At 45.3% G+C, this 10,976-nt stretch carries 9 protein-coding genes; 2 read left to right on the top strand and 7 right to left on the bottom strand.

All coding sequences use genetic code 11. From position 1 onward, the window contains the following. Positions 1–186: 186 nt before the first annotated feature. A complete protein-coding gene (locus tag A3761_RS05450; RefSeq protein ID WP_068554534.1) occupies positions 187–1,341 on the bottom strand; it encodes an acyl-CoA dehydrogenase family protein in 1,155 nt (384 codons plus the stop codon). A 133-nt stretch (positions 1,342–1,474) separates the two neighbouring features. On the opposite strand from A3761_RS05450, the gene A3761_RS05445 reads away from it, so the two are divergent. Together A3761_RS05445 and cynS are read left to right on the top strand one after the other, a co-directional pair. After that, on the top strand, positions 1,475–2,440 hold the full coding sequence (locus tag A3761_RS05445) for a GlxA family transcriptional regulator (protein ID WP_197469683.1): 966 nt from the start codon (positions 1,475–1,477) through the stop codon (positions 2,438–2,440). 254 nt (positions 2,441–2,694) lie between these two features. Next, positions 2,695–3,135 carry a cyanase gene (cynS, locus tag A3761_RS05440; RefSeq protein ID WP_068554530.1) on the top strand — a complete coding sequence of 147 codons (441 nt, stop codon included), beginning with the start codon at positions 2,695–2,697 and terminating at the stop codon, positions 3,133–3,135. 122 nt (positions 3,136–3,257) lie between these two features. Here cynS and A3761_RS05435 read toward each other — a convergent pair whose 3' ends face one another. From A3761_RS05435 to A3761_RS05410, 6 genes are all read right to left on the bottom strand, one after another. Then, the gene (locus tag A3761_RS05435; protein ID WP_231872306.1) at positions 3,258–3,794 is read right to left on the bottom strand and encodes a manganese efflux pump MntP family protein; all 537 of its coding nucleotides are present in this window, start codon (positions 3,792–3,794) and stop codon (positions 3,258–3,260) included. A gap of 103 nt (positions 3,795–3,897) precedes the next feature. Next, positions 3,898–4,560, bottom strand: coding sequence for a plastocyanin/azurin family copper-binding protein (locus A3761_RS05430; RefSeq protein ID WP_068554525.1), 663 nt, complete (start codon positions 4,558–4,560; stop codon positions 3,898–3,900). 20 nt (positions 4,561–4,580) lie between these two features. Further along, positions 4,581–7,745, bottom strand: coding sequence for an efflux RND transporter permease subunit (locus tag A3761_RS05425; RefSeq protein WP_068554523.1), 3,165 nt, complete (start codon positions 7,743–7,745; stop codon positions 4,581–4,583). Positions 7,746–7,813: 68 nt separating this feature from the next. Beyond that, a complete protein-coding gene (locus tag A3761_RS05420; RefSeq protein WP_068507012.1) occupies positions 7,814–8,233 on the bottom strand; it encodes a copper-binding protein in 420 nt (139 codons plus the stop codon). 47 nt (positions 8,234–8,280) lie between these two features. After that, positions 8,281–10,131, bottom strand: a complete 1,851-nt coding sequence (locus A3761_RS05415) for an efflux RND transporter periplasmic adaptor subunit (protein ID WP_068554521.1) — start codon at positions 10,129–10,131, stop codon at positions 8,281–8,283. A 19-nt stretch (positions 10,132–10,150) separates the two neighbouring features. Further along, positions 10,151–10,976 (bottom strand): TolC family protein (locus A3761_RS05410; RefSeq protein ID WP_197472852.1); only part of this gene is annotated, 826 nt, incomplete at its 5' end.

Genomic DNA, 10,976 nt, shown 5'->3' with positions numbered 1-10,976 from the left:
GTTCGGGTATTGAAGCTGGGAAACGTGCCTACGACTCCGTTTTTACATGCATTGATCACCAGTTTAGGGCTAGAGACCAAAAACATCGGCGCGCAGATAACAGGCAAGCTTAGTTTGTTTTCGAATAAGGCGGGTATTTGCATTTTTTCTATCTCAATGTAAAAGCTATTTTTGGCAGAACCGCTTCTACCGTCGGCTCGGCAATGTGCCCATACGCTTGGCAATAATTCCGAGCATCATCTCATCACTACCACCGGCTATCGATAGTATCCGCGTATCACGATAGGCTCTGGCAGCAGGATTATCCCACATAAAACCCATGCCTCCCCAGTATTGAAGGCAGCTATCACTTACTTCACGCCATAACCTGCCCATTTTTAATTTAGCCATGGATGCCAGGTAGGTCGCGTCTTCACCTTCAATATGTTGCTGACAAGCTCTCCAAGTCAGCGCTCTGAGCGCCTCAACTTCGGTTTGCAACTCTGCCAAGCGAAAGTGCACCACCTGATTGTTTAATATCGGCTGGCCAAAGGTCTCCCTATCTCGGCACCAATCCCGGGTATCACTGATAATTCGCTCCATTCCCTTTAGTGAACTCGCAGCGGCATACATTCGCTCTTCTTGAAACTGCATCATCTGCATAGCGAAACCTTTGTTCTGTTCGCCTATTCGATAGCGCTTAGGTACGCGAACATTATCAAAGAATATCTGCCCCGTATCACTGGCGCGCATACCGAGTTTATCCAAAGGCTTTGAGGTCTCGATACCCGGTGAATCCAAAGGCACAATGATCATTGATTTATTTGCATGAACGCTGCCTTCAGAAGTGTTGGCAAGTAAACAAATCCAATCACCTTGCGTCGCATTCGTGATCCACATCTTACTGCCATTGATAAGGTAGTCATCACCGTCACTTTTAGCGGTCGTTTTTAAACCTGCAACATCTGAACCTGCCCCAGCTTCACTAACCCCGATACAAGCAACCATATCTCCAGCGATGGCTGGCGCCAAAAAATCACGTTTTAACTCATCACTACCAAAACGAGCCAAAGCAGGCGTGGCCATGTCTGTTTGCACACCAATCGCCATGGGCAAGGAACCACCATAGGCTCGGCCAATTTCCTCAGCAAACACCAGGTTATAACTATAATCTAAACCTGCACCACCATTCGCTTCGGGTTTATGTATACCCAACAAGCCCAGGTCACCCATTTTCTTGAATAGTGAATGTAAAGGCGCTTTGCCTGCCTGCTCCCACTCATCAACAAAAGGGTCCATTTCCTGATCAACAAAGGCTCGCACTGTTTTGCGTAAGGCTTCATGTTCAGACGTGAATTTCATGCTCATCTCCAATATAAGATCTAACTAACGCAATCTTAAGAATCGAAGACAAAAAGAAACAGCGTGACTCAGGTCATATAAATGGCCAAACGGGCCATAAAGGTAAATAATACCCCAATATATTCCGGAGATTATGATGCTAAAACATGTCACGCTTTATGCCTGCGAGAATGCAATGGGCTTAAGTTTAGGTCTTAGTCATGATGTATTTGCCTTTGCCTCCATGCTACAAAAAAAGCTTTTGGGCGAGGCTATATCTATCTCGCTAGTTACCTTAGATGGCAAAGCTATTTCATCATTCAGCGGCTTAAGCATTACACCTGATCAGGCACTAGGCGATATCAAACATACAGACCTGGTCATTCTTCATGGAATCTGGGGTGACATGGAAGCGCTGCTAATCGATCAGCGCCCCTTATACCCAAAGCTTAGGGAGTGGCACGAGCAAGGTATCCCGATTATGGCTGCGACAACCGGTTCCTACTTTCTGGCAGAGGCCGGGCTCTTGGATGAGCGAATCTGTACCACGCATTGGCATAAGCAAGAAGAATTCGCACAGAAGTACCCCAAAATCGATCTTCGCCCCGATCGTTTTATTACCGCTACCGGGGAACTGTATTGCTCTGCAGGAATGAATGCAGCCATGGAGATCATGATCTATCTGCTTTCACGCTTATCCTGCACTGAGGTTGGCGAAGCCGTAGAAAGTACTTTTTTGGTCGATTTCAGACGAGCCTACTCCGGCGAATTTGCCTCCATTGGTAAACAAACCTACCATCAAGACGACGCTATTCTCTCTATCCAGCAGTGGCTTGAAATCCACTTCATTGAGCCCCTTTCTATCGAGCAACTTGCCACAAAAGCAAATATGAGTGTACGCACCTTTAAACGTCGCTTTAAAGAAGCAACGGGCGAATCACCTCTTAGCTATATTCAACACTTAAAAATTGAGCAGGGAAAAGAGCACCTCAAACATAGTGATCAAAGTGTCGCAGAAATATCATGGAAGGTTGGTTATCAAGACCCTGGCCACTTCAATCGTTTATTTCAGCGAAAATATGGCCTAAGCCCCGCCGCTTGGCGTAAGAAGCTACGATAAATTTTGCTCACTACAATCAGCTAGACAAGTCCCTTGATTCAGCAGTGCCTTAGGACAGGGCTCTCTCTTCGAAACAAGCCTTTCAGTGCACACTAATAAGGCCCTCACTGATAGATCACACGCATAGGTTTTAGCTAATCTATTGAATAATAATAACAATTTCCAATGGCATAGCGCTTGCAAAAGCCCTTTATGAAATTTATTCCTCAGCTCAAACCTGACGCTGACCAACACAGTAAATAAAGGTGATTGTGATGAAGAAAGAAGAAGTGATCGAAGCAATTGTATTAGCTAAAAAATCTAAAGAACTTACCTGGGAAGGTATGGCAGAAGAAGTCGGCATGGGCTCAGTATGGCTCACCTCAGCTTGTCTGGGCATGAATAGTATGCCCGAGGACGTTGCAGATAAGGTTTGTGCCTTACTTGATTTACCGGACGAAGCAAAGCCTGCATTGATGGAATACCCGACTAAAACCTGGGATCAATCCATTCCTCAAGACCCTTTAATTTATCGGCTATATGAAATTGTCGGTGTCTACGGCGATACGCTAAAAGAAGTAATACAAGAAAAGTTTGGCGACGGCATCATGAGCGCAATTGACTTCAGTATGGATGTTGAAAAAGAAGAGAACCCGAAAGGTGATCGCGTCGTCTTAACCATGAATGGTAAGTTCTTACCCTACAAAGCCTGGTAGCTTAATCGAGTACGAGGCCAGAGCTTCGTACTCACTTTTATTTATTGTTTTTACTTAATAATTTCTCGAACCCTATTTAAACAATTTTTAGTTCTCTATGAATGACAGTAGGCTGGACCGTCTTAGCCTAAGAGGACCTTTAACCCGATCAATATCAAAATCGTCCCACCTAACACTTCAGCTCGACTTTCGAGCCAAGTGCCTGTTTTCTCGCCAAGGTAGACTCCGGCAAAGCTAAATAGTGCAGTGGTTATAGCTATGAAAGCACAGGCTAGAAATCCGTTAACGTTCAGCAAAGTCAAGGAAAAGCCCGCCGCCATTGCGTCGATACTGGTGGCAATACCTAGAATGAACATAGCACGATGACTTATATGAGAAGGGACATTCTCTTCACCAGTAATAAGCGCTTCATAGATCATCTTAATACCAATAATCAAAAGCAATATAAACGATACCCAGGGAGCATAGGTTTCAGCAAAAACGAGAACACCTTTACCTCCTATAAAACCAATAAGGGGCATAAGGCCCTGAAAAAGGCCGAAGTAAATAGCGCACATTGTGGCAAGCTTTAGTGTGCCGACCGTTTTTTTTGAACCTAAACCAATAGACACAGCAAACGCATCCATACTTAACGCGATTGCCAGAAGTAACAATGCCAACAAAACGAACCCTTAGTTCAACTATATTTGGGTTGAGAAGTATACAAAACCTAGATGTTAGTGTGTTAAATGGATTTCTCAACGGGATTTATATTTCTTGTTTCTATGGTCGAAACTTTACCGGGCTGTGCATTCCCGCTTGGTAATGACCCGGAATATTGCAGGCAGCCTCTACTTCCCAAGCTTCTTCGAATGTCCAGATGAGCGTTTCGGTTTTTCCAGGTGCGACAGTAATGGCATTACCACCCGGACCGTGATGCATATTCGGGTTATTCATCATCATTTTCCCGTGCTCCATATGCTCATCCTTAGTACCAATGGCGAACTCATGCGGCACTGCGCCTTTGTTGGAGATCACAAACTTAATGGTTTCACCATTTTTAATATTGAACGGTTTATGGACAAAGCGCATCGCATCGTTCGCTTCAACATTTATCACTCGGTCTACATCATTTTCTTGTCCAGGATTACCCGCCAATGACCCGCCATGGTGTCCACCATGAGCGCCATGTTCCTCTCCATGATGTCCGCCATGCATACCTTCCTTCATTTCACCGCCCATGTGACCGTGGCCTCCTGTATCGCCCATATGCTTTTCTTGCATCATTTTGTGGTGATCGTGCTGGCCATCTCCCGCTGACATATGGTTCTCGCCATGCATATGGCCTGTGCCATCATCATGACTATGATTTGCGCATGCAGCTGTGATTAGGATTGCGCTGATAGCTGCAAAGCCAGTTATTGATTTCGTTAGTGATAGTTTCATTTTCATTATCCTTTCTGTGTTTATTTTGATAGTTGTGAATCGTTTTCTGTGAGGTCACTGTTCTCTTTTTTGAGCGTTACCTGTTTCCACACATAAAAAATCGCGGGAATTAACATCAAACTCAAGGCCAAGGTGCTGATCATGCCGCCAATCATGGGCCCTGCAATACGCTGCATTACTTCAGAACCTGTGCCCGTTCCCATCATGATTGGAATTAAACCGACCATCAGAGAGAGAACCGTCATCAAGATGGGGCGCACCCGCAGCCCGGCTCCCTGCATGACAGATTCACGAATATCTTCCTTCGTTAACAAACGCATATCTCGCTTGGCGTTTTCAATGGTGGCTTGATAGGATTGATTTAAATAAACCAACATCAGTACGCCGATCTCAACAGCCACACCTGCGAGAGCGATAAAACCAACCGCAACCGCTATCGACATGTTGTAATCCAGCCAATACATCAACCAAAGCCCTCCGATTAACGAAAATGGTACGGTTCCCATAATGATGAGTACTTCCAAAAAGTTACGGAAGCTCATGTAAAGAAGTAGCATGATGATCGCCAAGGTAAGTGGCACAACAGCTCGCAGACGTTCCTCGGCTCGTTGCATGTACTCGTATTGGCCAGACCAAGCGATGGAATAACCCGCCGGAATTTCGACTTGTTCAGAAACAATCTGTTGTGCTTCTTTGACGTATGACCCCAGATCACGCCCATCGATATCGACAAGCGTCCAACCATTTAAACGAGCATTTTCACTCTTAATTCCCGGCGGACCATCTGCGATATAAACATCAGCCACGTCAGCCAAAGCAATGTGTTGTTTTCCGGGAGTGACAATAGGCAGCAATTTCAGTTTTTGTTCGGAATCGCGATAATGTTGCGGATAACGCAGATTCACCGGATAACGCTCTAAACCTTCGATCGTTTCAGTAATATTCATGCCGCCAATCGAAGCACGCACGACTGCTTGAATATCCGCCACACTCATCCCAAAGCGTGCTGCGCGTTCACGGTCAATATCAATCTTTACATAGCGACCACCGGCGACGCGTTCAGAGTACACCGATGCCGTACCTTCCACTTCAGGTAAAACTTCTTCTAATCGTTTACCGATTTTCTCGATCTCAGACAAACTCGGGCCGGCGATCTTAATGCCTACAGGCGTTTTAATACCCGTTGATAGCATGTCGATTCGCGTTTTGATTGGCATGACCCAGGCATTCGTCAAACCAGGGAATTTAACCAAACTATCAAACTCCTGGCGTAGGCTTTCTGTCGTCACGCCAGCCCGCCATTCACTTCGCGGTTTAAGTTGAATGAATGTTTCGATCATCGTGAGCGGTGCTGGGTCAGTCGCTGTTTCGGCACGCCCGACTTTACCGAAAACAGACTCGACCTCTGGTACGGTTTTGATCAACTTATCGGTTTGTTGGAGTAGCTCTCTCGCCTTGCCGACTGATACACCGGCATATGTTGTAGGCATATACATCAAGTCACCTTCGTCCAATGGTGGCATGAATTCGCTTCCTAGCTTAGTCGCTGGCCATAAACCAACCACTAAGACAACAGCAGAAAACAAAAGAGTCGTTTTAGGAAAAGCCAACACACCTTTGATCACTGGTTTATACATGGCAATCATCAAGCGGTTAATCGGGTTTTTATGTTCAGGCGTCACTTTTCCACGAATAAAGTAGCCCATCAACACTGGCACGAGTGTAATAGCAAGACCTGCGGCAGCTGCCATCGCATAGGTTTTAGTGAACGCCAGGGGTGAAAACAACTTGCCTTCTTGTGCTTCAAGAGTGAACACAGGCAGAAAGCTGGCTGTAATAATCAACAAAGAGAAGAATAAAGGTGGCCCGACTTCAGATGCAGCCTGGGTAATCACCTGCCAACGGTTTTCATCTGTCAGCTCTGTTTTTTCCATATGCTTATGAACGTTTTCAATCATGACGATGGCGCCATCAACCATCGCACCGATCGCAATCGCGATTCCACCCAGAGACATAATATTGGCGTTCAAACCTTGCTGATACATGATGATAAAGGCCGTGAGAATACCCACAGGCAAGCTAACCAGTACAACCAGAGATGAACGGAAATGAAATAGGAAAAGCGCACAAATAATAGTTACGACGATAAACTCTTCTAATAGCTTTTCGTAGAGGTTATCGATTGCTCGACTAATCAGGCTTGAACGATCATAGGTTGTTACAACCTCTACTCCGTCAGGCAGGCCTTTCTTCAAACTCTCCAATTTTGCTTTCACATTATCAATAACGCTTTGTGCATTCTCGCCAAAGCGCATCACTACAACACCACCGACCACTTCACCTTCGCCGTTCAATTCAGCGATGCCGCGTCGCATCTGTGGACCCAATTCAATCTTGGCAATATCTTTCAAAAGCAGTGGCGTGTTATTAGCGTTTATACCGAGTGGAATATTTTTAATATCATCTACACTTTGCAAGTAGCCGCTAACGCGCACCATGTACTCTGCTTCAGCCATCTCGATAACAGAAGCACCGGTTTCCTGGTTGGCCTTTTTAATTGCCATGCCAACATGGGCTAAAGGAATGTCGTAAGAGCGGAGTAGGTTCGGATCAACTTCAATTTGGTACTGACGCACCATACCGCCTATTGTCGCTACTTCAGAAACGCCCGGAACCGTTTGCAACTCATACTTCAAGAACCAATCCTGAATGCTACGTAGCTCCGCTAAGTCATGTTGACCCGTTTTATCTACTAGCGCATAGAGATATACCCAGCCAACACCCGTTGCGTCAGGTCCCAATTGTGGTTTAGCAGATGCAGGTAACGAGCCGGACACTTGATTGAGGTATTCCAGAACCCTAGAACGCGCCCAATAAAGGTCCGTGCCATCCTCAAAGATCACATAAACATAGGAGTCACCAAAGAATGAAAAGCCCCGGACGGTAATCGCCCCCGGTACCGACAGCATCGCCGTCGTAAGCGGATAAGTTACCTGATCTTCAACGACTTGCGGTGCCTGTCCTGGGTAACTAGTTTTAATGATTACTTGCACATCAGACAGATCAGGGATTGCATCGATTGGCGTATTCTTGACAGAATACAAGCCAAACCCGATCAATATTGCCGTGCCTAATAGTACAAAAAACCGATTTTGTATCGACCACTTTATAATCGCGGCTATCATTATTTACTCCAGTAATCTTTCGTCAGCAAATGAATTTGGGCAGCACCGGAGTGCTGCTTTCATGTCGCTTATTTGCTGTTTATATTCTTGATGATGTAGTTATTGTCGTTGTCGACAAGTAAGGTAAAGTCGACCATTTGACCTGGCTTTAGAGAGCCCAAATCAACGCCCTTGTCGACTTTGAAGTTCATTTTCATCTTGGGCCAGTTCATCTCTGGCATGGGTTCGTGCTTAATGTTAATCATGCCTCGATCGGCCATGATTTTGTTAATACGTCCTTCACCCATTACCTCGCGCATATGTCCGGCGCCTTTTTCAGACATATTGCCCGACATTCCTTTATCCATACCTTTCATCATATGGCCTTTGCCCATATCTTTTCCGTTGCCATGTCCATGGTGATGGCCATCATTGGGTCCACTTGCAAAAACAGCTGTCGAGACAAGTAAGCCTGCACACATTGCTAAAGAAGTTAGTGTTTTATTCATTGTATTTTCCTCAAAGTGATTATTCTTAAAATTGCTTTTTGAACGTTCTATTTCAGTCTGACATTTGACATGACATAGTCCCCATCTGCGTTTTCCCGTAACGAGAATGTTAATTCATCGCCATCTTTGATTTCGGGCAGTTTCTCGCCCTCGGGTACTAAGAAGGACATACTCATCTCGGGCCAACTCCACTCAGGTATAGGCTCGTGAACGATTTCAATCATATTCATATCAAGCATTAACATTTTGACCTTGCCAGAGGTTTCGACTGAGGCTTTTTCTTCTTCGCCATTCGAACTCATATCCATGCTCATATGATCATGATTCATTTCCATTTCCATCGTCGCCATATCCATCATCGTTACCGCTGACAATCCTTCGGACGCTGCCGCCAATCTCGTCACCAGATAATCCCAATCCCCTGTTTTTTCGATCTCAAATTGGATTGCCTCGCCTTCCTTGAACTGACTGAGATCGACCTGATCTGACACCTGGAAGTCCATTTTCATCGTCGGCCATTCCCATTCTGGGATCGGGTCGTGTGTGACATTGATCATGCCCATACTCCCCATGACCTTATGAACTGTCCCCGAGGTAATCACTCTAGGACCCGCACTGCCTGTCATATCGCCATTCATCTCTTGACTCATTGCGGCTTCTTCCATACGCATTAGTTCGGCTTCGATATTTGATTCCGAATCAATCAGGAATTGCGCTGAAACAACAACGTCATCGCCATTAGACAGACCTTTAAGTATCTGTACCTTTGATTCCATTACCTCAACACCCTCCTTCATTGTCGATACGAGACCTTCCAGGCCAAGTTCTACAATGACAGATTTATAACGCCCCTCGCCCAGCGACTTCACGACTCGATTGTGATTTCCTGCTTTGATAACAGCGGATCTGGGCACCGTTGTCATGGCCTCTTGGGCCATATTCTCAACGCGTAAATTCGCCAACATATGAGGTCGCAAGGCAAAATCTGGGTTGTGTACTCGCGCTCGGAATTGCAAGGTGCGTGTTTTCTGATCAAGAGACGGATAGATGTAATTGATTATGCCGTTCCATTTGCCATCAGGTGACGAATTGAGATTTATCGCTACACTCTGACCACGTTCGATGAGATAAGCTTGTCGTTCATAGACTTCACCACGAACCCAGACGCTTTCCAGCGACCCTATCGACATCACTTCAGTCATAGGTCTGATATGCATGCCTTCACGCACGTTTAGATCAATGACAATTCCATCTTGTTCAGCCGTAAATTTCACCAATTGATCGACCTTACGTCTTTTCTTTAAATCATTGATATGACTGTCTCTCAAACCTAGCGATCGAAGGCGTGACTTTGACGCATTAATTAGGTTTCTGTTTTTGCTGCGCAATGCTGCTAGGTATTCTTCCTGCGCATTGACCAGCTCTGGACTATAAAGCTCAAACAGTGTTTGACCTTGTTTAACCGGATCACCACTAGCAGCAACGTTCAACCGTTCAATCCAACCCTCTACACGCGGGTGAATATGAGAGATTCGGCTCTCATCAAACTGGATAGTTCCTACGGTATCAATTGGCACCATAATCGCTTCGTTTTTAACCTTTGCGACTTTAACGCCGAGGTTATTCTCAACAGTGGCTGAGATCTTCACTGTATTATCATCACCGCTGTCTTCTTCATACACCGGAACTAAATCCATGCCCATCGGGGAAAGTCCAGGCCCATCTCGACGATAGTTTTTATCCATCGGAGCTACCCAGTACACTGGTTTCTTCTCGTTACTGTCGGCGGAGGACAACTCTCCATCACTCATTGTCCCCTGCATGAGTTGAGGGCCGAAAAAGGTCCCCAAGGCCAAACCAATAGCTAGGACAGTAATGGCTAAAATAAATTGCTTCATGTGTTGATTCTCCTTAGCTTTAGTTCAGCCAATAATTAATACGAGATAGAATAATTTGTTCATTCACAAGCAAGCGCAAACGCTGCACTTTTGCGCTTTGTTCCTTCAGAAACAGCTCAGATACGATGCGGAAATTGCCCTTATCTGACTCGTAGCTATGCATGGCGCTGTGCTTCTGCTTGCCTAATGTGGTTAATATTTTTTCTTCATAAAGCACACGTTGATCGCGGGTGATGTCATATTGGTTGGCGAGATCTTTCAACGTAAAGCGAGCTTGCTCTAATGCTTCTGAACGCTCCAACTCAATAGCTGCCTGACGATGCTTAGCCGCGCTGATCTGGCTGGATTGCTGACCTCGATTGAAAAAGGGGTACTGAACACTCACACCCGCTGAAAAGAAGTCGGCACGAGAAGACCCATCCATATTGTCGCCACTTCTCATGCCGTAGCTTAGCTCCACACCATAAGAGGGCTCCAAAGACTGCTCGGTCAAATTCACTTTGCTTTTTGCAATGTTAATTTTCTGATTTATCAAACGAATTTTTGGATGGTTTTGTAAGGAAGAAACAAGGTCGTTTGATTTAGCCAAAGTCAGTGTTGAAGTATCAAAAGATTCCAATTTCTTTGGCAATTGAGTACTCGTCAGCGTTTCGTTAGCGAGGGTATTAAGGCTATCCAGATTCTTTTGAAAACTTCGTCTTGCTTTGATCAAACGCTCTTCTAACTTGATGAGTTCGAGTTCCGCGCCAATCAGGTCGCTCTGATCCTTACTGCCAACTTCATATAATGATTGAATGAATTCATGTATTTGCTCTAGAAATACACGGTCTTCCGAAATGAGTTCA

It is taken from the genome of Oleiphilus sp. HI0123 (assembly GCF_001635315.1).
The sequence above is the reverse complement of the archived record's forward strand: the minus strand, read 5'-3'. Positions and strand labels throughout refer to the sequence as shown.

Coding starts and splice junctions, on each gene's coding strand:
- A3761_RS05450 (WP_068554534.1), bottom strand. CDS start 1,341: ATGAAATTCACGTCTGAACATGAAGCCTTACGCAAAACAGTGCGAGCC.
- A3761_RS05445 (WP_197469683.1), top strand. CDS start 1,475: ATGATGCTAAAACATGTCACGCTTTATGCCTGCGAGAATGCAATGGGC.
- cynS (WP_068554530.1), top strand. CDS start 2,695: ATGAAGAAAGAAGAAGTGATCGAAGCAATTGTATTAGCTAAAAAATCT.
- A3761_RS05430 (WP_068554525.1), bottom strand. CDS start 4,560: ATGAAACTATCACTAACGAAATCAATAACTGGCTTTGCAGCTATCAGC.
- A3761_RS05425 (WP_068554523.1), bottom strand. CDS start 7,745: ATGATAGCCGCGATTATAAAGTGGTCGATACAAAATCGGTTTTTTGTA.
- A3761_RS05420 (WP_068507012.1), bottom strand. CDS start 8,233: ATGAATAAAACACTAACTTCTTTAGCAATGTGTGCAGGCTTACTTGTC.
- A3761_RS05415 (WP_068554521.1), bottom strand. CDS start 10,131: ATGAAGCAATTTATTTTAGCCATTACTGTCCTAGCTATTGGTTTGGCC.